This window comes from Nonomuraea sp. WAC 01424, assembly GCF_003947315.1.
GTDB lineage: Bacteria > Actinomycetota > Actinomycetes > Streptosporangiales > Streptosporangiaceae > Nonomuraea > Nonomuraea spiralis.
Window position 1 is genome coordinate 58,491 of sequence record NZ_QHHZ01000014.1, and the last position, 24,626, is coordinate 83,116.

20 protein-coding genes and 1 pseudogene are annotated in these 24,626 nt (G+C 70.5%); 10 read left to right on the top strand and 11 right to left on the bottom strand.

Translation table 11 applies throughout. The features are described from left to right. The first annotated feature begins 10 nt into the window (after window positions 1-10). From DMB42_RS34325 to DMB42_RS34345, 5 genes are all read left to right on the top strand, one after another. On the top strand, window positions 11-940 hold the full coding sequence (locus DMB42_RS34325) for an RDD family protein (RefSeq protein WP_125641391.1): 930 nt from the start codon (window positions 11-13) through the stop codon (window positions 938-940). A 28-nt stretch (window positions 941-968) separates the two neighbouring features. Continuing rightward, the gene (locus DMB42_RS34330) at window positions 969-1,595 is read left to right on the top strand and encodes a recombinase family protein (RefSeq protein WP_125641394.1); all 627 of its coding nucleotides are present in this window, start codon (window positions 969-971) and stop codon (window positions 1,593-1,595) included. A gap of 6 nt (window positions 1,596-1,601) precedes the next feature. Further along, a complete protein-coding gene (locus DMB42_RS34335) occupies window positions 1,602-3,257 on the top strand; it encodes a protein kinase domain-containing protein (protein ID WP_125641397.1) in 1,656 nt (551 codons plus the stop codon). Window positions 3,258-3,934: 677 nt separating this feature from the next. Beyond that, window positions 3,935-5,038: a site-specific integrase gene (locus DMB42_RS34340; protein WP_221762485.1), complete on the top strand. Its 1,104-nt coding sequence runs from the start codon at window positions 3,935-3,937 to the stop codon at window positions 5,036-5,038. A 145-nt stretch (window positions 5,039-5,183) separates the two neighbouring features. Then, the gene (locus tag DMB42_RS34345) at window positions 5,184-7,424 is read left to right on the top strand and encodes a site-specific integrase (protein ID WP_125641400.1); all 2,241 of its coding nucleotides are present in this window, start codon (window positions 5,184-5,186) and stop codon (window positions 7,422-7,424) included. 191 nt (window positions 7,425-7,615) lie between these two features. Here DMB42_RS34345 and dnaE read toward each other — a convergent pair whose 3' ends face one another. Next, entirely contained in the window at window positions 7,616-11,161 is a 3,546-nt protein-coding gene (gene dnaE / locus DMB42_RS34350) for a DNA polymerase III subunit alpha (protein WP_221762500.1), read from the bottom strand. Between the two features lie 103 nt (window positions 11,162-11,264). Here dnaE and DMB42_RS34355 point away from each other — a divergent pair, with 103 nt between their 5' ends. From DMB42_RS34355 to DMB42_RS56450, 4 genes and pseudogenes are all read left to right on the top strand, one after another. Next, window positions 11,265-12,218, top strand: a complete 954-nt coding sequence (locus DMB42_RS34355) for a LysR family transcriptional regulator (RefSeq protein ID WP_125641403.1) — start codon at window positions 11,265-11,267, stop codon at window positions 12,216-12,218. A 421-nt stretch (window positions 12,219-12,639) separates the two neighbouring features. After that, on the top strand, window positions 12,640-14,025 hold the full coding sequence (locus tag DMB42_RS34360) for a hypothetical protein (RefSeq protein WP_185845002.1): 1,386 nt from the start codon (window positions 12,640-12,642) through the stop codon (window positions 14,023-14,025). 229 nt (window positions 14,026-14,254) lie between these two features. After that, the gene (locus DMB42_RS34365) at window positions 14,255-15,211 is read left to right on the top strand and encodes a site-specific integrase (protein ID WP_125641409.1); all 957 of its coding nucleotides are present in this window, start codon (window positions 14,255-14,257) and stop codon (window positions 15,209-15,211) included. A 163-nt stretch (window positions 15,212-15,374) separates the two neighbouring features. Further along, window positions 15,375-15,965, top strand: a pseudogene (locus DMB42_RS56450) (MFS transporter); the annotation flags it as partial. A 102-nt stretch (window positions 15,966-16,067) separates the two neighbouring features. Here DMB42_RS56450 and DMB42_RS34375 read toward each other — a convergent pair. The 4 genes from DMB42_RS34375 to DMB42_RS34390 are packed head-to-tail and all read right to left on the bottom strand — an operon-like array spanning window position 16,068 to window position 18,116. Continuing rightward, the gene (locus DMB42_RS34375; RefSeq protein ID WP_229824717.1) at window positions 16,068-16,805 is read right to left on the bottom strand and encodes an SDR family NAD(P)-dependent oxidoreductase; all 738 of its coding nucleotides are present in this window, start codon (window positions 16,803-16,805) and stop codon (window positions 16,068-16,070) included. A gap of 39 nt (window positions 16,806-16,844) precedes the next feature. Further along, entirely contained in the window at window positions 16,845-17,423 is a 579-nt protein-coding gene (locus DMB42_RS34380; RefSeq protein WP_125641415.1) for a TetR/AcrR family transcriptional regulator, read from the bottom strand. Between the two features lie 57 nt (window positions 17,424-17,480). After that, window positions 17,481-17,867: a hypothetical protein gene (locus DMB42_RS34385; RefSeq protein ID WP_125641418.1), complete on the bottom strand. Its 387-nt coding sequence runs from the start codon at window positions 17,865-17,867 to the stop codon at window positions 17,481-17,483. A gap of 36 nt (window positions 17,868-17,903) precedes the next feature. Beyond that, the gene (locus DMB42_RS34390) at window positions 17,904-18,116 is read right to left on the bottom strand and encodes a hypothetical protein (RefSeq protein ID WP_125641421.1); all 213 of its coding nucleotides are present in this window, start codon (window positions 18,114-18,116) and stop codon (window positions 17,904-17,906) included. A gap of 276 nt (window positions 18,117-18,392) precedes the next feature. On the opposite strand from DMB42_RS34390, the gene DMB42_RS34395 reads away from it, so the two are divergent. Then, entirely contained in the window at window positions 18,393-18,704 is a 312-nt protein-coding gene (locus DMB42_RS34395; RefSeq protein ID WP_221762486.1) for a hypothetical protein, read from the top strand. Here the strand turns inward: DMB42_RS34395 and DMB42_RS34400 are convergent. The 6 genes from DMB42_RS34400 to DMB42_RS34425 form a co-directional block, all read right to left on the bottom strand. After that, window positions 18,676-19,446 (bottom strand): hydrogenase maturation protease, encoded by a 771-nt coding sequence (locus tag DMB42_RS34400; protein ID WP_221762487.1) that lies wholly within the window; start codon window positions 19,444-19,446, stop codon window positions 18,676-18,678. The two genes, DMB42_RS34395 and DMB42_RS34400, sit on opposite strands and share 29 nt — an antisense overlap. A 1-nt stretch (window position 19,447) precedes the next feature. Continuing rightward, entirely contained in the window at window positions 19,448-20,344 is an 897-nt protein-coding gene (locus tag DMB42_RS34405; RefSeq protein WP_125641424.1) for a hypothetical protein, read from the bottom strand. Next, the gene (locus tag DMB42_RS34410) at window positions 20,332-20,754 is read right to left on the bottom strand and encodes a NifU family protein (RefSeq protein ID WP_125641427.1); all 423 of its coding nucleotides are present in this window, start codon (window positions 20,752-20,754) and stop codon (window positions 20,332-20,334) included. The genes DMB42_RS34405 and DMB42_RS34410 overlap by 13 nt, the downstream gene beginning before the upstream one ends. A 211-nt stretch (window positions 20,755-20,965) precedes the next feature. Further along, a complete protein-coding gene (locus DMB42_RS34415; RefSeq protein WP_125641430.1) occupies window positions 20,966-22,075 on the bottom strand; it encodes an L-dopachrome tautomerase-related protein in 1,110 nt (369 codons plus the stop codon). 39 nt (window positions 22,076-22,114) lie between these two features. Then, complete coding sequence (locus DMB42_RS34420; protein WP_125641433.1) at window positions 22,115-22,963, bottom strand: alpha/beta fold hydrolase; 849 nt, start codon at window positions 22,961-22,963, stop codon at window positions 22,115-22,117. A 52-nt stretch (window positions 22,964-23,015) separates the two neighbouring features. After that, window positions 23,016-24,623: an IucA/IucC family siderophore biosynthesis protein gene (locus DMB42_RS34425; RefSeq protein WP_125641436.1), complete on the bottom strand. Its 1,608-nt coding sequence runs from the start codon at window positions 24,621-24,623 to the stop codon at window positions 23,016-23,018. Window positions 24,624-24,626: the final 3 nt, after the last annotated feature.

Consider the following 24,626-nt stretch of genomic DNA (forward strand, 5'->3'; position numbering starts at 1 on the left):
GGAGCGTTGATTGTCGCGATTATCCCTGCTGGCCTGGGCCACCGCCCTGGCCTCGGCCGCCTTCTCCACCGGGGAGGTCTGGGACCTCCGGCAGCAGCCGCCGGCGGAGATGCACGGCGGCATGTGCCCGGCCTCCGGGCCCGCCGGCGGGCTCCCGTACCTGTCCCGGCTCCTCACCCCGCTGGTGGGGGACGCCTCGTCGCTGGCGGACCTGGCGGTGCTCTACGCCGTTCCCGCGCTCCTCGTCGTCGCGGGCTTCCTGGCGGCCGGATCCCGCCCGCGCGCGCCCCGGGCGGGACGCCGGGTCGCGGGGCTGCTCACGCTGATCGCCCTGGCCTCTCCGCTCGGCGCCCAGTACTTCGACTTCGAGACGTGCCAGGTCGCCGCAGTGTTGTCCTGGCGGTGGTTCACGGAGGTCATGGCCGCCTGGGGCGCCGCGGAGCTGCTGCTCCTCGTGGCCGCGGTGCTGGTGCTGCTCGTGACGCAGGACGACGCGGAGCCCGCGCCGGCGGACCTGGGCGCGCGCCGGTCGGCGGCCTTCGTGATCGACTACCTGATCGTCGTCACCCTCGCGAGCCTCGCCGGGCTCCCGGCCTCCGAGTGCGGCCCCCTGAGCTCCGACGCCCTCTCGTGCCTGCTGCTCCTGCCCGTCGCGGTCGTGTACGCGCTGTCCGGCCGGACGTTCGGCAAGCGGATCGCGCGGATCGAGGTGGTGTCCGCGACGACCGGCGGCCCGCCGCGTTGGCGCGGGGCCGCCGTGCGGGCACTGGTGTTCCCCGGCCTGGTCCTGCTCCCCGGATTCGGGGTCGTCGCCCTCGTCGTGGACGGCCTGTGGTGGCTCGTGGACGGTCACCCGCTCCATGACCGGCTGTCGGGGACCGTTCATTTGGCCGTTCATTTTCGGCCGGAACCTGTTACTGTTCAAATTCTTCGCGCATGACGTTTGATGAACGGAAGGCGGTCCCCCCGTGGCGCTCATCGGCCTGGTCCGGGTCAGCACCGACAAGCAGAAGACCCAACGCCAGCACGACGCCCTCGACCCGATCTGCCTGAAGGTGTTCGAGGAGAAGATCAGCGGCAAGCTCGCCACCGACGACCGGCCCGCACTGCTGGAGGCGCTGTCCTACCTGCGCGACGGGGACATGCTGACCGTCCAGGAGGTCGACCGGCTCGGCCGCAACCTCCTGGAAGGGCTCATCGTCCTGAACGACCTGTTCCAGCGCGGCATCGCGGTCAAGGTGCTGGAGGGCATCGCGGCCGGCGAGCACACCGAGCGCTCCCTGATCCTCGACCTGGCCCTGGCCTTGTCTGAGGACCGGCGCCGCGACATCGTCCGCAAGACCAAGAACGGCCTGGAGGCGGCCCGCCGCCGCGGCCGGGTCGGCGGCCGCCGACCCGTGGTCGACGACGACAAACGCGCCATCATCCTCGCCCGCCGTGAGCGCGGTGAATCCATCCGCACCATCGCCGCCGGAGTCGGCGTCTCGGTCGGCGTCGTCCACAAGACCCTCGACGACGCCAAGGATTGCCATATTCCGGTGGCACCTGTTTTGGAATCATCGACACCGACCGGCGAAGATCTCGATGAGGAATGAGCCACGATGACCGACCCCCTACGCGACGGCGACCCGGCTCACATCGGCCCCTACCGGCTGCACGCAAGGCTCGGTGGGGGTGGGATGGGAGAGGTGTTCCTGGGGCGCTCCCCGGGCGGGCGCCTGGTCGCCGTCAAAGTGGTGCGCCCGGAGCTGGCTGGCAACAGCGACTTCCGGCGTCGCTTCGCTTCTGAGGTGGACGCCGCCCGCAAGGTCGGCGGGTTCTACACCGCCCAGGTCGTGGACGCCGACACCGACGCCGCCCAGCCGTGGCTGGCCACCGCCTACATCCCCGGCCCCTCCCTGCACCAAGCCGTCGACGAGCACGGGCCGCTCCCCTTGGAGTCGGCCGCGGTGCTCGGCGCCGGGCTGGCCGAAGGGCTCGCCGCGGTGCACGCCTGCGGGATGGTGCACCGCGACCTCAAGCCCGGCAACGTCATCCTTGCCGAGGACGGGCCTCGCCTGATCGACTTCGGCATCGCCCGAGCCCTGGACGCCACCAGCCACACCCAGACCTCCACTGTGCTGGGCACCGCCGCGTTCATGTCCCCCGAACAGGCCATGGGCCGGGAGGTCGGGCCGTCCTCGGACGTGTTCTCGCTCGGCTGCGTGCTCGCCTTCACCGTGACCGGCCGCAGCCCCTTCGGGACGGGGCCCGTCCACGCGGTCGTCTTCCGCGTGGTGCACGCCGATCCCGATCTTCAGGGAGTGCCCGGCCCGCTGGCCGCTGTGGTGGCGGCCTGCCTGGCCAAGGACCCCGCCGCCCGGCCCAGCCTGGAGCAGGTGCTGACCCAGCTCAGCGTGCTTGCTTCGCCCGACCAGGGGCGGTGGCTGCCTGAGGCGCTCACCCAGGTCATCGTCGAGCGCCGCACCCTGGCTCTGACCGCCCCTCACGACCCGGCCACCAGAACGATGGCACCGCCACCGTCCGGCCACGCGAATCCGCCGCAGGCTCCTCAGCCCTTGCTGGTCAACGAACGCCGCCATTTGCGCGGCCGTGACCTGCTGCACTCTGCCACCAGCTACCAGATCGCCGCCTATGTGCTGCTTGCCCTCTTCGCCCTGGCCTCCGTGAGCACAGTGGTGCACCAGCTCCTTTTTGCCGACGAAGCGAGACGATGGCATGCGGTGGAGAGCTACGACGAGATTGAGACGGTCGGCCAGATCATGTTGGCGGCCCAGGTCGTCGTCGGCGTGGGATTGACGGCGTGCTGGCTGCTCTGGTTCTTCCGGGTACGAGTCGTCGCCGAACGGCTCACGCCCGGCCGGCTGCGCTACCGGCCCTCCATGGCCGTATTCGGCTGGCTCATCCCGATCGGCAACCTGTGGCTGCCCAAGCAGATCGCCGACGACATCTGGCACGCCTCCAGCCCCCCTGGACGCAGCGGCACGACAGCCCCGGCCGGTCTCCTGCGCACATGGTGGGCCCTGTGGCTGGTCACCTTCCTGACCTGGCCCCTCTTCTGGATCGAGTGGACGAGACTCCTCACCAGAAACTACGACTCCACGACACACGAAGACACCCTTGGCCTGAGGTACGAATTCACGTGGGCGACCTGGGCCAGCGTGGCCGTGCACATGCTGGTCCTACCGACGGCGATCGTCACCGCCCTGTTCGTACGGCGGCTGGGCGCCATGCAGGCGGCCAGACTCGGCAGCTGATGACCGAGCCCCGTCACGTCGGCCAGAGGGGCAGTGCCCTCGGCCAGCAGGATCACAAACGGCCGCACCACCCCGTAGTGGGTGGCCAGCTGCTCGCGCATCGCGGGCGGCAGACGCATCTGACTTTCTTTACTCGCCGTAAGCATGGGCCACGCGCCTGGTGTGGGCGGGCGTGCGCGAGCGGTTGGTGCCGGGCGTTGGAGGGCGACGTCTCCGGAGCACCCGCCTGATCGTGGGGGCGGGTGTCGCAGAAATGCCGGGTTTTCGCGGGGAGAGCGGCGAGACAGCCTCGCGCCCCCGCAGCTACCGTGGAAGCGGGCCGATGCGCTGGCCCGCTTCCGAGCCTCCTGCCCCCACGCGGCGGAGGCGACGAGGACAAGGTCCCCCGGATCGCGCCGATGAGACTCCGCTCCGCTGCTGGTCGTGACGACTCTGGCGGGGTGGCGTGGGCACCCTTGCCGAGAGGACCAGGACATGACCAAGAACTCCGCCCGCTCTATTGACCGGACTAACTCGTAGATCTCGCTCCGATTCCTGGCATGCTCCTGCGAGCGTGGCGGGGGTTGGCGTAGCGTCCGTTCTAGGTTGTCGCGCCTGCCTGTTCCGGTCCCGTTGATCGCGAGCAAGGTCAAGGTCCCTCGGATCGCGCTTCTTTCAGCATGCATGGAGGAAGCACAATGGAGATCGAACGGGATATTGCCGCCATCACGTTGCCCAGGTGGGGCCATGTTGAGCCCCAGCTGACTGACGTCGTCCCGTACGCCGTCGTCGATGACGAGGGGCGGCAGGTGGAGCCGATCAGTGGCTATCTCCGAGACTTCCTGGCGTGCGGGAACCGGCCGTCCTCGACGCGGAGCTATGCCTACTCGCTGCTTCGGTGGTGGCATTTCCTGCTTGCCGTGGGTGTGCCCTGGAACCGCGCGACGCCCGCTGAAGGCCGTGACTATGTCCTGTGGCTGGCTCAGGCTCTCAAGCCCATCGCGCAGCGCCGGGCCGAGTCGGCGGGACGGATCAACCCGATCACTCGCAAGCAGTACCCGGGCGACCGCTACCAGCCGCGGACCATCCGCAACGGCAACGCCGTGGTGCGGGCCTTCTACGAGTTCTGGATCGAGCTGGGCGCCGGCCCGCTCCCCAACCCCATGCCGTTGCGAGATCCCGACCAGCGCGCCAACGCCCATCACAACCCGATGAAGCCGTTCCCCGCCCAGGGACGGCTGCGCTACACTCCGCCGGCGCCCCGCCGGCGCCCCAGGCTGATGCCGGACGAGCGGTGGCAGGAATTCTTCGCAGCCCTGCGATCGCACCGTGACCGAGCTCTGGTGTGCCTGGCCATCAGCACGGGCGCGCGCGCCAATGAGCTGCTGGGGCTGACCGGCGTGGACGTGAACTGGGGAGAGATGCTGGTCTGCGTCCAGCGCAAGGGAAGCGAGGCACGGCAGTGGCTGCCGACGAGTCCGGAGGCGTTCGTCTGGCTGCGCCTGTACCTGGCTGAAATCGGCGAGGTTGGGCCGAACGACGCGCTGTGGCGGACCATGCGCCGCTACGACGACGACGGCCGACGCGAGCACTGCCGGCTCACCTACGACGCTCTACGAGCGGTGTTCCGGCGGGCCAACGCGACGCTCGGCACCAACTGGACCATGCACGATCTGCGCCACACCTGCGCCGTACGGATGCTGCGGGACGGGAACCTGTCGCTACGCGACGTGCAGGTCATCCTGGGGCACGCCCATCTGGCACGACCGAGGTCTACCTGGTCGAAGACGATGATGTCGTGATCGACCGAGTGCGCCGGCACCACACCGACCGTCAGGACAGAGTCGATCGCCGGCCGGACCCGCCGCCGTTGGCCCTGGGATACGACCCTGCCGATTTGGAGGTCCTGTTCGGCAAGGGCCAGCACCGGTGAAGGGGACCGCGGTCATGACGCCGGGCAGCGCGGCGAGCCGATGGCTGCAGGGCCCGCACGTGCCGGACCCGACCCGGGTGCACGTACACCGGCGCGGATCGCATGACAGCCTGCCGGCCGCGGCCGTGGTGAACCTCCTGCCCGGCCTGGCCTACTGGGACCGAAGCGCCAAGACAACGCATTCGCTGCAGCGCCTCGGCGTCAAAGCCCTCTTGGCTTGGCTCACCACCTTCCCCGGCGATGGCTGGCAAGAACGCTGGATCGCCGCCGGCGCCGATACGCTGCCCTGGTCCGACACCCGTTCCAGGCTCCCGATCCCTGACAGGCGCGCTCAGGTGGTGGCGGCACTGCGTCCGCTGCTGCTGTTGCGGGTGATCGCACCCAGCTACGACCTGTTCCGCACCTACCGCTCCTGTGGGCTGGTCACCAACGCCTGGGAGATCCTCTACACCGGTGACGAGCGCCGGCGAGTGGCGCAGGCCATGGATGCGTTGAAGATCGCCGGACGGCACCGGCACGAGATCGCTCACGCGCTGACCAAGCTGCTGCTGCACACCGGCGCCTCCATCGACGCCGTGACCGCTGAGGACATCTTCGAGCTGTGGTCCTGGAGCATCGCCCGGCAGGTGCACGTGCCCGGCCTGCACGGAGCCTGGGAAGTCGCCTCCAAGATCGGCGCGATCTCCGGTGAGCAGACCCTGCGCGGTGCACTGCGCGCAGGCCCACGCCCCACCGAGGAACTCGTCGACCGCTACGGCCTCGAGCACCGGCACATCCGCGACCTTCTGGTCCGCTACCTCAACGAGCGGCGGCCAGCCTTGGACTACAGCTCCTTCCTGACCCTCGTGGGCGTCCTGGCCGGTGCGTTCTGGGGCGACATCGAACGCCACCATCCCGAGCAGGACAGCATCCACCTGCCCGACGCCATCGCGCAGGCATGGAAGGAGCGGCTGACCACATGGACCGACTGGCGCACCGGGAGACGCCGGCCGCGTAGCATCGCCGACCAGATGTGGATCAAGGTGAAAGTCCGCGGCTTCTACCTCGACCTCCAGAAGTGGGCACCGGAGGATCCACACTGGGCGGCCTGGGTGGTGCCCTGCCCCATCCGGAAAAGCGAAGTCGCGGGTCTGGCCAAGCTGAGACGAGCCAGCAGCGCACAAATCCATCAACGGATCCGGGACCGGCTGCCTCGCCTGGGGGAACTCGTCGATGCCGCCGAATCCGCACGCGCTGAGCAGCAGCACCTGCTCGCCGCCGCACTGACCGTCTCCGCCGGGGACATCTTCCAGTGCCACGGACGCGCCTACCAGCGGTTTGTCCACGACGCCCACACCATCGGGCCCTCCGTACGCCGGCCCGGTCTTCCCGACGTCATGGCCACGGATGTGGAGGCCGGCGAGCAGCTCAACCTCAGCGTGAGTGAAGAGAACGCCTTCTGGGCCTGGGCCATCATCGAGATCCTCCGCCACACCGGCATCCGGCTGGAGGAACTCCTGGAACTCACCCATCTCGCGCTGGTGTCCTACCAACTCCCAGCCACCGACGAGATCGTTCCCCTCCTGCAGATCGTCCCGTCCAAGACCGACGCCGAGCGGCTGCTGCTGGTCCCGCCCGAACTGGCCAGCGTGCTGGCCCAGGTCATCACCCGCCTGCGTAACGAGGACGGCAGCGTCCCCTTGGTCTCCCGGTACGACCCCTACGAGCGCCGGACCGGGCCGCCGCTGCCCCATCTCATGCAGAGGCGGCGCGGCTGGCGCCGGGAGACGTTCTCCCCCCACTACATCGACAGGCTCCTCAACGCTGTCGTCGAGCGTGCCGGGATCCGTGACGCCGCAGGTCAGCCCATCAGATACACCCCGCACGACTTCCGGCGCATCTTCGCCACCGAAGCCGTCACCGGAGGGCTGCCAGTGCACATTGCCGCCAAGATCCTCGGCCACGACCACCTCGGAACCGCACAGCATTACCTTGCCGTGTTCCAAGAGGACCTGATCCGCGCCTACCAGGACTTCCTCCGCGCGCGCGCCTGTATCAGGTGCCCGATGCTGCAGGTGAATCCTCGGGAACGTCCCCGCCTGATGGAGATCGTCGATAGTCTCCGGGCGCGCATCGACGAAGCCCAGAACCGGGGCTGGCTCGGCGAAGCCCACGGGCTCGGTGCCAGCTTGGAGGCAGCCGAAGCCAAGCTCGCCTCACTCGACCGGCGCGGTCGTGTCGACCTCGGTCTCCCGTCCATGCGATACCGGGACTGACAGACACTGGTGGGTGCGTCAGTCCCGCCAGCAGACGGCTCGATCAGAGGATGTGCGCCTCACGCGACAGGCGGCCGAGGCCGGACAGGAGGCGGCCGACCCGCGCGGCGCAAAGGAGCTGGCGCAGGTCGCGCCGCGGGAACTGGTGCACGAGTTCAAAACCAAGGGCCCGGCCTACCGGACCACTGGCTTCAGCCCTGCCAAATGGCGCCGGGGCCGAGCAGCGCCTTGACATCGCTGTAGAAGGCCGGCTCCGGGGTGACCCGGAAGAGCTGCAGGTTCAGCAGTAGCCCTTTGGCGCCTTGGCGGTGCAGGCGGACGTGGACGGGCGCGCGGCCGGGGTGGGTGGTCAGGATGTGCTTGAGCTCCCGGACGACGTGGGAGTTCAGGCGGCTCTCCTGAATCGAGAGCACCACGGGTGGCTCGGCGTTCGCGTGGGAGACGTCGAGGATTTTGATGTCCTCGCCGTATACGCTCAGCGTCTCATCGCGGACGTTGACTCGTCCTCGCATGGAGATCACGCGGTCCTCGGCGAGCGCTTCGCCGTACAGAGTGTAGGTCTTGGGAAAGATGAGGCACTCGACGGCCGCGTCGTGGTCTTCGAGGGTGACGATCGCCCAGGGGCTGCCCTGCTTGGTGATCTTGCGTTGCAGGCCAGAGACGATGCCGCTGATTCGGACGGTCGCGTCCTGCCGTCCGGAGGCCTGCAGGTCTGCGATGGTGGTGTCGCGGTTGGCGTCTAGGACGTGTTCGGCTCCGTCGAGCGGATGGCTGCTGACGTACATGCCGAGCATCTCACGTTCGAAGGCGAGCATGGTGGCGCGGTCCCACTCGCCCTGAGGGATCGCGGTCGAAAACGCGCTGCTCTGGCCGGGCTCGCCGAACAGCGAGTCCTGGCCGTGGGCCTCGTTGCGCTTGAGGTCGACGACCGCGTCGACGGCCTGCTCGTGCACCGTGACCAGGGCCTGGCGGTGATGGCCCAGGCTGTCGAAGGCGCCGGACTTGGCCAGCGACTCGATGACGCGCTTGTTGCAGACGATGGAGGGAACCTTGGTGAGGAAGTCGTTGAAGTCGGTGTACTTGCCCTTGGTCTCCCGGGCGGCGACGATCGCGTCCACGACACTGGTTCCTACATTGCGGACGGCTCCCAGGCCGAAGCGGATGTCGGAACCGACTGCGGCGAAGTCCAACCGGCTCGCGTTGACGTCCGGGGGCAGCACTTTGATGCCCATGCGGCGGCAGTCGGCCAGGTAGACGGCCATCTTGTCCTTGTCATCGCCGACGGAGGTGAGCAGCGCGGCCAGGTACTCGCAGGGGTGGTTGGCCTTGAGGTAGGCGGTCCAGTACGACACGAGGCCGTACCCGGCGGTGTGTGACTTGTTGAAGCCGTACCCGCTGAAGGGCACCAGGACGTCCCAGATGGCTCTGGTCGCCTCGCTGGAGAAGCCGCGGCCGCGCATGCCGGAGGAGAAGCGGTCCCATTCGGCGTCCAGCACCTCTTTCTTTTTCTTGCCCATGGCCCGGCGCAGCATGTCGGCGGCGCCGAGGGAGTAGCCGGCCAGTTGCTGGGCAATGGCCATCACCTGCTCCTGAAAGACGACGAGATGGAAGGTGTCGCCCAGGATGGGCTCCAGCGCCCGCTCCAGCTCCGGGTGGATGGGCTCGACCGGCTGCCGGCCGGTCTTGCGCAGCGCGTAGTTGGTGTGGGCGTTCATCTCCATCGGGCCGGGCCGATACAGCGCGTTCACCGCGGCGATGTCGGTGAAGGTGGTCGGCCGCATGAGTTTCAGCAGGACCCGCATGCCGCCGCTGTCCAACTGGAAGACCCCGAGGGTGTCGCCGCGGGCCAGCAGTTCGTACGTGGTCGCGTCGTCCAGCGGGATCTGCAGGATGTCGATGTCCACGCCCTTGTTGGCCCGGACGTTCGTGATCGCGTCGCCGATGACGGTGAGGTTGCGCAGGCCGAGGAAGTCCATCTTCAGCAGGCCCATGTCCTCGGCCTGGGTGAACGGGAAGCCGGTGATGACCGGTCCATCCGCCTTGGGTCTGACCAGCGGCACCACGTCGAGCAGAGGATCGGAGGACAGGATCACGCCTGCGGCGTGGACGCCAGTGCCACGGGTGAGGCCCTCGATGCCGATCGCGGTGTCGATCACCCGCTGGACATCGGGCTCCTGCTCATACATCTGGCGCAGCTCGGCAGCCTCGCCGTGGCGCGGGTGGCCGGCGTCGTGGATGGCGGCCAGCGGAATCTCCTTGCCGCCGTCCGCGGCCGGGAAGGCCTTGGTGATGCGATCGCCCAGGGCGTACGGCAGGCCCAGCACCCGGCAGGAGTCCTTGACGGCGGCCTTGGCCTTGATGGTGCCGAAGGTGACGATCTGGCAGACGCGGTCCTCGCCGTATTTCCGGGTGACATAGTCGATCATCTCGTCGCGGCGCCGGACGTGGTCGTCGAGGTCGACGTCCGGCATGGTGATGCGCTCAGGGTTGAGGAAGCGTTCGAAGATCAGCTTGTGCTCTATCGGGTCCAGCTGGGTGATGCCGGTGCAGTAGGCGACGATCGATCCGGTGGCCGAGCCGCGGCCGGGGCCCAGGCCGATGCCGTTCTCGCGGGCGTGCCGGCAGATGTCGGCGACCACCAGGAAGTAGCCGGGGAAGCCCATGGTGTCGATGACCGACAGTTCGTAGTCGATGCGCTCCAGGACCTCCCGCGGCGGGTGCCCGCCGTAGCGGTGGCGGGCGCCCCGCAGGGCCTCCTTGCGCAGCCAGCTTGACTCGCTCTCGCCCTCGGGCACGGGAAAGCGCGGTGTCAGGTCGCGGTGGGCGAACACCTCGTCGTAGTCGCCGACGCGCTCGGCTATCAGCAGCGTGTTGTCGCAGGCGCCGGGGACCTCGGCGTCCCACAGGGCGCGCATCTCCGCTGCGGACTTGACGTAGTAGCCGCTGCCGCCGAAGCGGAAGCGGTCGGGGTCGGCGAGCCGTTTTCCGGTGCCGACGCACAGCAGCGCGTCGTGGGCGCGGGCCTGGTCCTCGGTGACGTAGTGGGAGTCGTTGGTGGCCAGGGACGGCAGCGCGAGTTCTCTGCCGAGTTTCAGGAGCTCGTCGCGGACGCGGCGCTCGATGGCGAGGCCGTGATCCATCAGTTCCAGGAAGTAGTTGTCCTTGCCGAAGATGTCGCGGTAACGGGCGGCGGCTTCGCGTGCTTGGGCGTACTGGCCGAGGCGGAGCCTGGTCTGCACCTCGCCGGAGGGGCAGCCGGTCGTGGCGATGATGCCGTGGCCGTGCTCGGCCAGCAGCTCATCATCCATGCGCGGATATTTCTGTACATGCCCCTCCAGCCACGCTCGCGACTGCAGGCGAAACAGGTTGCGCAGACCCCGGGCGTCCGCCGCCCACATCGTCATGTGCGTATACAGGCCGCGCCCGGAGACATCACCGCCCTCGCCGGTGTCGTCGTTCGAGCGGCGCAGCGACAGGTCGTCGCTGTAGTAGACGGGCTTGCGGTGGCGCCGCGAGGCGGGCGCGACATAGCTCTCGATGCCGATGATCGGCTTGATACCCGTCTTGAGCGCCGTCCGGTAGAACTCGTACGCCCCGTGCACGTTGCCGTGGTCACTCATCGCCACGGCCGGCATGCCGAGCCGCGCCACCTCGTCCATCAGCGGACCGACCTTGGCCGCGCCGTCGAGCATGCTGTACTCGGTGTGCACGTGGAGATGCACGAAGGACCCCATCAGCATCCACTCCCCCTGGTTGTAGGCTGCCGCGAAGACCCCGCATTCGACCCGAGAGGAAGCCGGGTTGTCCAACAACCGACACGCCGACCATCCACAACCATCGGTGGTTCCTGCGGCTGACCTGGACCTCGCGGCGGTCCGCGCCTTCGTCGCCGTCACCGACGAGCGCTACTTCAGCGAAGCCGCCGCCGCGCTGGGCATCAGCCAGCAGGCCGTCTCCAAGCGCGTCGCGAAGCTGGAGGTCGACCTCGGCGTGCGGTTGTTCTCCCGCACCCGCGTCGGTGCCGAGCTCACCCAGGACGGCCGGGCGTTCCTCAACCACGCACGCTCCCTCGTCGGCCTAGCCGACCAGGCGTTCGCGATGCTGCGCAACCGGCACCGGTCGCTGCGCGTCGATGTCCTGGACACCCGGCTGGGGGCCATCGACGTGATCCGCGCCTTCCACCGGGCCACCGCGGACGCCGAGATCGACATCATCACCTCCAACGGGCTCCGCTCCGCGCGCGCCGCGCTGGCGAACGGGTCCGTGGACGCGGCCTTCGCGCGGGCCAGCGGGCCGCTGGGCGACGACCTGGTGTCCACCCGCGCCTACCTGGAGCAGGTGCACCTGCTGGTGGGCCGCGGCCATCCCCTGGCCGGCCTGCCGCAGGTGGAGACGGAGCGGCTCGCGGGGATGACCGTGTGGATGCCCGGCAACGCCGCCGGCAGCGAGTGGGCAGACTTCTGGGACCTCTTCGGCGCCGAGTTCGGCGTCCACATCGACGCCTCAGGACCCGACTTCGGCTGGGAGTACTACGTCGAAGAGATCGGCTCGGGTGAGCGAACCGGGCTCGTTGGGGAGTGGTGCCGCCTGCCCAGCCATGTGCACGCCGTGCAGATCCCGGTGGTCGACCCGGCACCCATGTACCCCTGCTCGCTGCTCCGCCAACGGCAGAACCATCACCCGGTGCTGACACTGCTCGCCCGCTTCGTCAAGGAGCGGTTCCGCCCGCTCGACCCTGGACGCCAATGGCTGCCCATCGCCGACCGCGCCGCCTTCGTTGGCACTGATGCTTAGTCCTGTCCTTTAGGACGCTGCTGTCACCCGGACTTTCGGTGGCGGGCCAAGCGGGCGAATGACCTCGTTCGTCGTGGCCGCTCTGGGCGGCAGCGGCCACGAATACAAGACGAGGCGGGCTGGGGCAACTGGGGCCGTGGTCCGCTGGCACGGCCACCTGCTACCGCGTAGTGCACACCAAGGCAGCGCTGGGCTCGGCGAAACTGGCGAGATGGTTCGAGCGGCGTTTCACGCGCTATGTTTCTTCCTGGAGTCAGGACGCGCACGCTCCTCGCCGCTGCCACCGCCGCCCACGCCGACGCGGTAGCACCGCCGGCCAAGGTCCCTTGGGCCCGCGAAGTTCGTCTTTCCTTTCTGCTGATCGCATGTGCATCCGCGAAGGCAAGGCAGCGTGGGAGCCCTGCCGGAACAGGACGACACCATGCCCAGGAACAGCAGTGCCGCCCGCCGCGAACAAGCCCGCGCTCTCGCCGCCGCCGAGGGAATCTCCTACACCCAAGCCCTTCGCCGCCTTGACGAGGGCCGAACCGCTGTCGGCGAGGCCGACGGCGAAGAGGTCGCACCGGTAGTCCAGAAAAGTAAGAAGGCCGTCAGAGCCCGCCAGGCCGTCACCGGCGAGGCGTACAACGCCGCCCGCCGCGCCCTCGACCACGACCGGGATCCGGCTGCTGCCGTGTGGGTGCTGGTGACGGTGGCCCTCGACTTCGCGGCAGAGGGCCGTGACCAGTACGCCATCCCCACACGCCAGGACCGGGCAGCCATCGCCCTGGCCCTGTCCGGGGTCTGGAAGTACGCCACGGTCCCGTGCCCGCGGGTCGTCGTCTACCCGGTCGAGGCCGGCGCCCACCGCATGGTGCTGCTGACCCGCCTGCTGTTTGCCCGCCCGCCCGCCGGCGGCGGCCTGACCGTCGAAGAGCTGGAGAGCCTGGCCGAGGCCGCCCGGCACGCCCTGGTGATGCGCGGCCGCCGCTCTGCCACCGCCACGGCGCAGCTCGCCCCGGCCGACGACGTCGACCAGCTCGGCGAGCACGCCGTCGAGTACGGCGAGCACAGCCCGCAGATCGCCGAGCGGGACTGGTGGCGGCACGCGCTGGTGCGCCTGACCCAGGACGTGACCACGGGCAGCCCATACACCGAGCCGACCCACCACCGCGCGGGTCGCGTGCTGGACCTGTGGCAGACCGGCCGCAAGGACTGGCCCATCGACACGAGCAAGTGGACCACCAGCCTGGACATCGACCTGATGGGCTTCGTCGAGGATGAGGCCGTCGAGCTGTTGGAGGTCCTGGATGAGACCCCGTCGCTCCTGGCCGACCAGGTCGAGCCGATGCACGCCCGGCTGGCCCGCCGCTGGGCGCACGCCCGCGCGCTGCTGGCAGGCGCCGCCGGCGACGACACCATGACGCGCGCGGACTGGGTTCTGGTGCACGACCACCGCCAGGAGGTCACCCGGCAGGTGCAGGACGAGGTGGACGATGCCGCGCGCGCCGAGGAGTGTCCGGAGCCTGAGCTGCTGCGCCTGGCCGCCGACATCCTCCAGGAGGTCGTGCAGCAGGGCGCCAGCGGTTACCAGTGGGACGTCGACGGCACTCGTGCGGTCGCCGCTGACCTGCGTGCTCTGGCCGACACTCCGGTGGCCGGGCCGCACTTGAGGGCGCGCCTGTGGGCTGCGGAGAAGGCCCTCAGCACGGCGCTGCAGGTGGATGGCGCGGTCGGCGTGGACGCCCGGCTGAGTCCGCGCGAGCGGAAGGAGGCGGAGGTTCGGTTCGGCGAGCGCTTGGCCGCCGTGCTCGGCAACCGCGTCTGATCTGCGTCGTTCCCCCACCCTTCCCTACCAACGAGGGCCTTCTGTGCCGCCGACCCCCGGCGCACGGGATCCCCTGCAGGAGGAACAGCGGAGTGATACATGTGACACAGAATGTGCATTATCTGTCACACCGGCTGCCGACGGATCACCTCCGCCCAGCTCGGCGCCCGCCGCCGCGCAGTCGACTCGGCTACATTATGTGTCACATCGCCTTTCGGGAGGCGGCTCCGTGTCCATCGTGGCGTTCCCCAGCCAGCCCGACCCTGCGACCGCCGACGTGACGGTCACGACCGCAGTCGAGCGTTTCCTCGAATCCCTCGCTGCGGCCACCACCCGCGCCGGCTACGCCGAGACCCTCACCCGGCTGACCGCGGCCACCGGCCCGCACCATCCGGTCGCCGCCCTGCAGTCTGAGCACTACGCCTCGGCGATGGACCAATGGAGCGCCGCAGCAGCCGCGACCTGGAACCGGCACCTATCCGCGCTGACCTCGTTCACCACCTGGGCTCAGCGCCAGGAGCTGCTGGCCACCAACCCAGCCCGGCGGCTGGAACGCCGAAAGACGGCACACCGAGGCGACCGCTCCATCCCGCGCACCCGACTGGAGAGGCTGTTCACCGACCCTGCGCACGCCCTGCGGGAAAAAGTCCTCTGGAGGCTGCTGTACGACACGGCCGCCCGCGCCGAGGAAATCCTCACCCTCAACGTCGAAGACCTCGACCTGGAGTTCCGCCGCGCCCGCGTCGTCTCCAAGGGCGGCGCCATCGAGTACGTGCACTGGGCCACCCCCACGGCCCGGATCCTGCCCCGCCTGCTGGCCGGCCGCACCACCGGGCCGGTGTTCCTGGCCGACCGGCGCGCCCCCACCTCCGGCCGACGCGCGCCCGCAGCCGCCGACATCTGCCCCGTCACCGGGCGAGGCCGACTGTCCTATCCGCGCGCCGAGTACCTGTTCAAGAGCGCCTCCGCAAAGCTCGACCCGCACCGACAAGGGTGGACCTTGCACCAGCTCCGCCATTCGGCGCTCCAGCATCTCGCCCAAGCCGGCCGAACAGCGCCCGAACTGCAGGCCAAGAGCCGCCACCAGCACCTGGCCAGCCTCGGCCGCTACGTACGCCTCGGCGAAGAGACCTCCGCCCGCCTCACCGCCGAAGCCGACCCCGCCCAACGTCGCCGAACCCGCTGACCCTGGACCAACCCCACCTTGCAGGGGATGGTCGCGCCTACCGCCGAACCCGCTGAGCTGCGACTACAGCAGCCAACGGCCCCTTTCTGGCGTATTCCGGCCGCCCCCGACCTATGACCGGATCGGGGTCCTGGCCCCGATCCTTCTGCTGGCCCTGCGGTTGTTGCAGGGCCTGAGCGCCGGCGGCGAGTGGGGCGGCGCGGCCCTGCTCGCCGTCGAGCACGCCCCGCCCGGACGGCGTGGCCGCTACGGGCTGTACTCCCAGATCGGCGTGCCCGCCGGGCTGATCCTGGCGCAACTGGTCTACGTCGCGGTGACGGCCGGGCTGTCGGACGCGCAGTTCGCGAGCTGGGGCTGGCGGCTGCCGTTCCTGCTCAGCATCGTGCTGGTCGGGGTCGGGCTGTTCATCCGGCTACGGGTGGCCGAGACGCCGGTGTTCCGGGAGCTGGCCGCCGAGCAGGCCCGCAGCCGGCGGCCCGTACTCGACGTCTTCCGCGAGCGGCCGCGCGCGCTGCTGCTCGCCTCGGCCAGCTTCGTCGCCAACACCCCGATCGGCTACGTGTTCCTCGCCTACCTCCTGTCCTACGGCACGCAGGTGCTGAAGATCAGTCGGAACGTCATGCTCGTCGTCGTGATCATCGGCAGCCTGACCTGGCTGGCCGGGATCGTGGCCAGCGCGATCTGGTCCGACCGGATCGGCCGCAAGCCGTTCTACCTGGCCGGCTCGGTGCTCCTCGTGGTCTGGGCCGTGCCGTTCTTCCTGCTGGTCGACACCAAGGTCACCGCGCTGCTGGTGGTCGCCGTGGTGGTGGGTGGCCATGAAGGAGACGCGCACGCCGGCCGCCGTCGGCTGAGGTCAGGCCGTGGCGCCGCCGTCGATCACATGGTCCTGGCCGACGACGAAGCTCGACGCCGGCGAGGACAACCACAACGCCGCCGCGGCGATCTCCTCCGGGGTGGCGACGCGGCCGATCGGCAGGGCGTCCCTCATGCGGTCGTCGCGTTCGGCGGGCGTCTCGCCGGGGCGCATGGACATGGGCGAGTCGATGGGCCCGGGGCTGACGGCGTTGACGCGCACGCCGTCGGCGATGTGGTCGCGGGCGGCGGTACGGGTCAGGTGGCTCACCGCGGCCTTCGAGGCGGCGTAGGCGGCGGCCCCGGACAGGCGCCAGTGAGCGCCGAGGTTGCTGGCCACGTTGACGATCGTGCCGCCGCCGTGCTCGCGCATGTACGCGATCTCGTGCTTCATCGACAGGAACACGCCCTTGAGGTTCACCGCGAGCACGGTGTCCCAGGTGTCCTCGTCGTAGTCGGCCACCGGGGCCAGCATGCCGAAGACACCGGCGGCGTTCAGTGCGACGTCGAGCCCGCCGTACCGGGTGACGGCGGCCTCGACCATGGCGGCGACGGAGGCCGAGTCGGTGACGTCCACGGCGAACCCGGCGGCCCGCCCGCCCTCCGCCTCGATCTCCTTGACGACCTCGCCGAGCCTTCCGGTGTCACGCCCGGCGACCAGCACGGACGCCCCGGCACGCGCGTACGCCAGCGCGGCGGCCCGCCCCACGACCCCGCCGCCCCCGGTGACGATTGCCACTTTTCCTTCAAACACCACAAACTCCTAGAACGATCGGTCTCAAATTTGCACGGCAATCATGGCCTGCTCGACCGCGTCACGCAGCCGGCGCGGCTCGGGATCGGCGCGCCCGAGCACGCGCAACCCCTGGAGCAGCACGAGCAGGAACCTGGCCAGCGCGTACGGGTCCTTCGACGCGGGGATCTCCCCTTGGGCGCGGGCGCGGACCAGGGCGGCGGCGAGCGCGGTCTCCAGCTCGGCCCAGCTCGCCGTCACCCGGCGCGACAGCTCGGCGTCCCGCGAGGCGAACTCCACGGCCGTGTTGACGACCATGCAGCCGCGCCGCAGCTCGTCGGCCAGGATCTCGGCCACGAGCTCGTCGAGGAAGGCGCGTACGGCCGGCACCGCGGGCCCCGGCTGGGCCAGCGGCTCGACCACGTTGCGCCGGGCCAGGTAACGCTCCAGCGCCTTGATGTAGAGCTCCCGCTTGCCGCCGAAGGTGCCGTAGATGCTGGCCCGCGCCAGCCCCAGACGCTCCACCAGGTCGGCCATCGAGGTCGCCTCGTAACCGCGCTCCCAGAACAGGTCGAGCGCCCGGTCCAGGGCGACCTCCGGATCGAATTCCTTGCTCCGTCCCACGCGGCGAAGCTACCACATTCAAGAACGAACGGTCTAATTAGCGGGTGACGGCCCCCGCTACGCGCCCGGTTCGCGGAATCGCGGGGTCTGGTCGTCGTCGTCGGGCCGGGTCCCCGTCGGGTTGAGGTATTCGAGCGGCGTGTCGTCCTCGACGGCCCGCTCGGCGGCGGGGGTCACTTCGACGGGCCGCTGCCGGGGGATCCGCAGGAGGCCGAGGCTGTCCTGCTCGCCCCGCCGCCTGATGACGCCGTTGATCGCCTCGGCCATCTCCTCCCTGGTGTACCTGCCCTCGGGCACCTCGTTGAGATGGGCCAGCATGTCGGCCGGGATGCGCAGGTGCGCGGAGACCCGCGCGTACACCTCGCGCATCGCGACCCGGTCCCGTCCCTGGAACGCCTCGTCCAGGGCCTGTTGCAGCTCGTCCAGCACGACCTGATCAGCCATTTCCGTACCCCTTCGATAGCTCTTCGACCTGCTCTGTCACGTTGTCCACCGAGACGGCCGCGACCAGGTGGCGGGCCGCCGTAGGAACCGGCTGGAGAAGCGCCCGCCGCTGTGGCTCCGCACCGCCAGGTCGAACGCCGGTTCCCGCAGCTCGGCGCAGGTCCCGGCGGGCACCGGGTGGTCGCCGATCGCGCTCCCGGCCGCGCCGGTGGTCGCCATCAGCGCGTCGAGGTCCGAAAGGCCGTGCATAGCGGCCGGGCTACCCGATAGGGACGGCCCATAACATCGAATACGGATGAACCCATTAAAGCCACTACGTGTTTGATCAGGGCTTTTGCAGTTATTCGCCCTCTATGGGGACCCGAGACGAGAAGACGGTCAGCGCGGTCGTCGTCGGCGACGTCATGCTCGACTCCTGGTTGCGCGGCTCGGCCGAACGGCTGGCCCAGGAGGCGCCGGTGCCCGTGATGCGCCTGGAGGCGGTCGAGGACGTTCCGGGCGCTGGCCGGGCTGCCGCTGCTCGTGGTGGACGCGCACGCGGTCGCGCCCTGGGGCGAGTGCGCGCCGGCCGCGGTGCTGCCCAACTACGCCGAGGTGATGGACCTGCTCGGCGAGGCGCAGCGCCTGATCAGGCTGATCCGCCCGGAGATCTACGTCAAGGGCGGCGACTACACCGCCGAGATGCCGGCCGAGGCGCCGCTGGTGCGCTCGCTCGGCGGCGAGGTGCTGGTGCTCGGCTACCTGCCCGACCGCTCGACGACCGCGATCATCGGCCGCATACGCTCGGTGCCCGGCGACCTGGACGGGATCAGGCCCGTTCCGCCAGCACGTCCATGACGAGGGAGCGCACCATCCGCACGGCCTCCTCGACCGCCCCGCGTACGGGCTCGCTCAGCTCCGGCAGCACGTCGTCGGTGACCAGCCTGGCCGGCTCGCAACACAGGACGAGCACCCGGGCGGGCGCCCGGCCGAGCTCCCGCGCCATGCGCAGCACCTTGACCGGGTCGAGGCCGTGGCTCTCGGCCGGGACGCCGCCGGGGTCGGGCATGTCCGGTTCGAGCAGGGTGAGCGTGCCCGGCGGCTCGCCGCGCGGCGCGGCGTCCAGGAGGATCGCGGCCTCGTAGTCGCGCTGGAGCGCGTAGGCCAGGTCGAGGCCGCGGCTGCCGAAGTCGATCACGTCGGCGGGCAGGTCGTCGTCGGCCAGGCGATGGACGACCTCGACGCCGAAGCCGTCGTCGCCGAGGAAGACGTTCCCGATGCCGGCCACCAGGACACGCGGCCGGCAGCCTCCCCCGACGGGCTGGAGCTCCTCCGCCGAGTAGAAGAACCGGTGGCACGGCAGCCTGGACTCGCCCAGGTCGCGCAGCGGGTCGGCGGCGAGCGTGACGCCGACGTGGAAGCCGCCGACGTCGTCCCGCTCGACGCTCTCGATCACGGCCAGGCGGCCGTTGAGCGCGAGGTCGAGGATGTCGGCGCGGCTCTTGGGCCGCAGGCGCACCCGGCTGCCCGGGGACAGCCGCACGCCGTCGACGATCACCTCGGCGGGGCCGAGCCGTTCCGTCTGGGACCAGGTTTCCATGTCACGTCTCCCGCATGGTGCCGTGCAGGCGCATGAGCTCTTCGGGGGTGGGCGAGAGCACGCTGAGCGTGAGGAGCCGGTCGATCTCCGTGGCGTCGAACGTGCCGCTCTCCGGCGCGATCCTGGGATGGTCGTACAGGATGACCGGCGCGGACAACATCGTGTGCCGGTCGCCCTCCTCCCCCACCAGGACGGGCCAGGTGCCGACGTTGTGGCAGCCCGCGGCGAGCGTGCGCAGCCCGTCGGGCGGCTCCATCAGCGAGACGAACCGGCCGCCCGGCGAGCTGACGACCGTGTGCGCGGAGACCAGGGTGTGCTTCATGGCCTCCGCGCGCGAGTCGCCCTGCCAGGGGCTCGTGTTCGCCACCCGTACGGTGAGCCTGAACAGCCCCTCGCACAGGCGCTCGGCGAACACCTCGGCCAGGCCGCTGAGCGCCTCCCAGCCGCGCAGCAGCACACCCTCGCCGTCGAGCCATTCGGCCCGCTGGCCCGGCGGCACGTCGATCTCCATCCGGACCGGGCCGGACAGCAGGTCGGTCAGCCGCAGGCCGGTCTCGGCCACCTCGCGTTCCTTGGCCTCCTCCCGGGGCAGGTGGCGGGTGCCGCCGACGGTCAGCTCGGGCACGGGGACCAGCTCGCCCTCGCGCCGCACGGCCACCTCGCAGGTCACCAGGTGGAGGAAGCGGACATGTACGTCGACGACGTCGTCGCCGTGCGCCTCCAGCAGGCACTGGGTCTGGGTCAGCCACGGGTTGCCCTCGTGCGCCCGGCCGTAGGACTCGGGGTGCACCCCGCCGAACGTCCAGCGCCGGCGGTCGGGCACCGGCGAGCGGCGGTTGGGCCACAGCAGGTAGCCCTCGTAGAGCACGGCGCGGGCGATGCGCCTCACGTGGTCCATCTGCCGGTCCCCACCTTGGGCAGCGGCTGGACGATCTCGATCCGTTCGACCTCCGGCGCCGCGTCGCGCACGGCCCGCCGTGCCGCGTCGGCCGAGCAGCGACCGCCGTCGTCGTCGAGCCGTACGCGGACGAGGTCGCCATCGACCGAGACCACCTCGGCGCCGGTGCCGCGCAGCTCGTCCTCCACCCGGGTGCGTACGTCGATCGGGTGGAGGTCGTGCAGCAGCAGCAGGTGGGCGACCACGTCGTCGTCGGCCAGTCGCGCCGCCAGGTCGTCGTCGGCCGCGGCCATGATCCGCGTCAGGCCCTCGCCGTAGAGGTCGAGCAGGGCCTGGGCCAGCTCGACGGCGGGCGGTTCGGCCCGTTCGAGCAGGCTCTCGATCCTGCCGATGCGTGCGTTCAGCGACATGGCGCCCCCAGGACGGTCACGCCGTCGAGCAACCTGTCGTATTTAGCGGCATTCATCGGCCTTTAGCCCCCCAAGTGGCCATTGCAGAGGTTTAGCGATGGCGGCACTTGGTAGCCGACCGGTACCTCTACGTAGCGGGCATACCGCGTCGGCGGAGACGGCAAACCACGACCCAGCCCCGCCCGCGTCGCCGGGGCCGCCGGGAGCGCCGTCAGACCAGCCGGACCGGACCGGCGTCGATCGCCACCCGGAACAGCGCGTACGGGTGCCGCCGCAGGTCCCGTCCCTCCTGGAACCTGGCCTGCCGGTGCAGCTGGTTGGCGGTCACGTACAGGTGGCCGTCGGACACCGACAGCGTGTCGGGCCACAGCAGGCGGGCGTCGTGGACCAGGGTGTCGATCGTGCCGTCGGGCAGGCGGCGCAGGACGGCGTTGTGCTCCCAGTCGGTCAGGTAGATGCGCCCGGCGTCGTCGGCCTCCAGGCCGTCGGCCGCGCCGCCCTTGTCGCCCTCGTCCCTGACGGTCGCCGCCACGTCGGCGTCGTCCAGCGTACGGTCCACCAGCGCGTCGGTGGAGACGCTGTACCAGCGGCGGGACAGCAGGGGGCAGTACCAGAGCCGCTCGCCGCCGGCCGGCAGCGCGATGCCGTCCGAGCCCATCAGGACCGGCCGCGGCGGGCCGTCCGCCGGCCGTTCCAGGAACGGGCGGCCCTCGGCGACCGGCAGGAAGTCGGGCGGACGTTCCGCCTTGGTGCTGGGGTGGTCGTGCAGCCGCCGCCAAGCCTGCCCGCTGGCCAGGTCGACCACGACGATCGCGTTGGGGCCCTTGTCGGCGGAGTCGGTGAGGTAGGCGACCCCTTTGCGCAGGTCGAACCGTACGTCGTTGAGGTAGGAGGTCTCCAGGGCGGCGCCGCGGTCGAACAGGATGACCTTGACCACGGTGTCGGTCTCCAGGTCCACGCAGACGAGCTTCGGACCGCCCTTCCTGGTGGGCCGGAACATCGGGCTGCCGGTGTCCAGGATCCACAGCCGGTCCATGGGATCGACGACCACGCTCTGCACCGAGACCAGCCACTTCGACGGCTCGTCGGCCTCGTCGTTCCACACCTGGTCGGGGTAGGGCACGACTTTCCCGTCCACCAGCTCGACCACGGTCGCCGGAACGTCGTCACCCCACCTGGGGAAGTTGACGAAGATCCGGCCCGTACGCGAGACCGTGACGCCCGTCGGCATCGGACCGGATTCGAAGGCGTGCACCAGCTCCAGTTTCCCGATGGGCTCATCGACCGGCTGAACGCCGCCGCGGCCGTTCCCCTTCGCCATGTTCCCCCCGTTCCCCGGACTGCCGGGCAACTGCCCAGGTCAGGCCGGGAGAAACAGCGTCTTCTCCAGCCAGGGCCGCAGGATCGGCAGCGCGTTCGCCGACTGCATGGCCCCGGTGTGGTCGAGCCCGTCGAGCACCTCGACGTCCCACCCGAGCGCCTCGATGGCCGCCCGGTCGCGCAGCAGCGGGCCCGCGATGCTCACGTGGGTGCCGCCCCAGCGCTCGTCGTACACGATCTCGTCCTGCGAGCCGGCGAAGCACAGGCGGGGGCAGGACAGTCGCACCTGGCTGTCGTCGAAGCCGCGCAGCGCCTGGTAGAGGCTGAGGAACTGGCGGGCCTGCCCCTCGCCCAGCGTCACCTCGGTCGACGACCAGTCCCCCGGCTCGCCCGTCCCCGTGGCGGGCGGCGTGGCGGTCTTCGGCGCGACGGCCATCTCGTACGTCGCCTCGGTGACCCGCAACATCGCCGCGTACGGGCCGTTGAGCGGCGGGAAACCACCCATGACCAGCGCCGAGAGCCGGTCGGTGCGCAGGGCGAGCTGAAGCCCGCTGAGCGCCAGCCAGGAGTAGCCGTAGTAGGCGAACCGGTCGGCCCCCACCGCGTCGGCCACCGCCAGGATGTCGGCGGACACGTTGTCGGGGGTCAGCGTGTCCGGCTTGGGGTTGGCCAGCACGTGGCCCTCGTAGTCGAAGGCCACGACGCGGAAGGCGTCGGAGAGGCCGTCGATGAGCGAACGGCCGAGCGCGGGGTCGGCGCCCCACTGCCGCATCGCCTCGGCCTGCTCGCCCTCGACCGGCGTCGGGTTGACGGGCATGAGCACGACCGGCCCCGAGCCGTGGACCTCCACCTCGATGGTGCTTCCGTCGTGCAGCGTCGCCTTGGTCATCGCATCTCCTCGAATTCGATACACCGTAAACTGTTTGTCCGGCGAGGATAGCTTATGGCGTAAAGAGTCGCAACGGACTGGGCGCCGGCACGCACCGCATGTCCGCGCCGTCCGCCTCCAGCCAGCGCAGCAGCAGGTTGGCCTTGGCCGGCACGTACGGGTCCGCGAGCAGCGCGCGCAGCTCCTCGGGCTCGCCGAGCTCCCCCGCGCACCCGGCGAACACCGCCCTGGCAGCGGCCCACAACTCGGCCCGCAGCTCCGGATGCCGTTCGGCCACCGCGCCGGCGATCTCGACGAGGTTGTTGACGACCAGGCAGTACAGCAGCCGTTCCCAGCCGTAGGCGGCGCTCACGACGGGCGTGCGGGCGCCGGGCAGGCTGTGGTGGTCCGCGGTCAGCTTGACCCCCTCGTGGTCGCGGAAGATCGCCTGGCCGGGCACACCCCGCTCGTCCACGCCGATGAGCACGTTCTGCAGGTGGCATTCGAGCACCACGCCGTGGCGGAAGTAGGCGTGCAGGACCGGCGGCACGACGTGGTCGAGGTAGTGCCGCCACCACACGAGCGCGCCGTCGGCGTCGAGGCCGTCCAGCGGATTGCCGGGGAAGCCCTCGCTGACCCCCGCGGCCAGCAGCGCCGTCAGCCCCGGACGCAGGTGCCCGCCCAGCCCGTCGCGGACGATCACCGCCAGCGCCTCGCCGCCGTCCGCCCCCAGCTCCACGCTGCGGTAGCCGCGGTCGCTGAGCACGGCGGGCCGCGGCCGGTGTTCCGGCAGGTCGTCGAACGCCACCCGCAGCAGGTCGTCGATCAGGCCGAGCCAGCGCAGGTCGTGCAGCCACAGGCGGCGGATGTCGTTCGTGATGCGCACGTCCAGGCTGAACTTGCAGAACAGGTCCGCCTCCGGCAGGTACACCGTGCGGATCGAGGCGGTCGGCACGGCCGTCGCCGTCGTGACGCCGAGGTGGCGCAGCTCCTTGAGACCGCCCAGCAGCTCCACCTGCCACGGGTGGGCGGGCAGCAGCACCAGGCCGTCGGGGGCGGGCGGCCCGAGCCGGTCGAGCGCGCCCGCGTCGCCCTGCTGGACCAGCGCCTCGACGGGCACCCCGAGCAGCGGCAGCGCGAAGCTCGCGTGGACCTCCGGCGAGTAGGCCAGCCAGGACTCCGGGCCCGACCCGCCGCGGGCCTTGGGCGCGGGGTGGTAGCGGTGGCCGGCGACCAGCGCCTGCTCCGAGCGCAGGTACGGGTCGGCGGGTGGGGTGGCGGTCCGCCGGGCCGTCAGCAGCGTGGCCATGACGTCCCGGCTGCCGGCGATCTCCCCGGCCAGGGACGGGTTGGCGTGGCCGGTGCCCGCCAGCAGCTCGGCCTCGGTCAGCGCCACCAGGTCGGCCAGCGACAGCGGGTTCGGGCCGCCGGAGGTTTGGAGGGAGGGCGGGCCGGGGTAGCGTCCGGGTCCGACGCGCAGCACGTGCCCGGTCGCGGGCAGCTCCCACAGGCCGCCTTCCGCCTCGGCCCCGGACGGGGTCGCGACGGGACGGGCGACCTCGCGGAGCAGGCAGTTGAGCAGGGCCGTCACCGAGAGGGCTTCGGCCTGCTCCGCGGCCTGCCGGTCCCGTACCTCGTGCTCCGCGCCGGTCGGCGGGAGGAGGTCGTCGATATATGCCATGGC

Coding starts and splice junctions, on each gene's coding strand:
- DMB42_RS34360 (WP_185845002.1), top strand. CDS start 12,640: ATGCCCAGGAACAGCAGTGCCGCCCGCCGCGAACAAGCCCGCGCTCTC.
- DMB42_RS34425 (WP_125641436.1), bottom strand. CDS start 24,623: ATGGCATATATCGACGACCTCCTCCCGCCGACCGGCGCGGAGCACGAG.
- DMB42_RS34410 (WP_125641427.1), bottom strand. CDS start 20,754: ATGTCGCTGAACGCACGCATCGGCAGGATCGAGAGCCTGCTCGAACGG.
- DMB42_RS34390 (WP_125641421.1), bottom strand. CDS start 18,116: ATGCACGGCCTTTCGGACCTCGACGCGCTGATGGCGACCACCGGCGCG.
- DMB42_RS34400 (WP_221762487.1), bottom strand. CDS start 19,446: ATGGAAACCTGGTCCCAGACGGAACGGCTCGGCCCCGCCGAGGTGATC.
- DMB42_RS34335 (WP_125641397.1), top strand. CDS start 1,602: ATGACCGACCCCCTACGCGACGGCGACCCGGCTCACATCGGCCCCTAC.
- DMB42_RS34385 (WP_125641418.1), bottom strand. CDS start 17,867: ATGGCTGATCAGGTCGTGCTGGACGAGCTGCAACAGGCCCTGGACGAG.
- DMB42_RS34345 (WP_125641400.1), top strand. CDS start 5,184: ATGACGCCGGGCAGCGCGGCGAGCCGATGGCTGCAGGGCCCGCACGTG.
- DMB42_RS34415 (WP_125641430.1), bottom strand. CDS start 22,075: ATGGCGAAGGGGAACGGCCGCGGCGGCGTTCAGCCGGTCGATGAGCCC.
- DMB42_RS34340 (WP_221762485.1), top strand. CDS start 3,935: ATGGAGATCGAACGGGATATTGCCGCCATCACGTTGCCCAGGTGGGGC.
- DMB42_RS34420 (WP_125641433.1), bottom strand. CDS start 22,963: ATGACCAAGGCGACGCTGCACGACGGAAGCACCATCGAGGTGGAGGTC.
- DMB42_RS34405 (WP_125641424.1), bottom strand. CDS start 20,344: ATGGACCACGTGAGGCGCATCGCCCGCGCCGTGCTCTACGAGGGCTAC.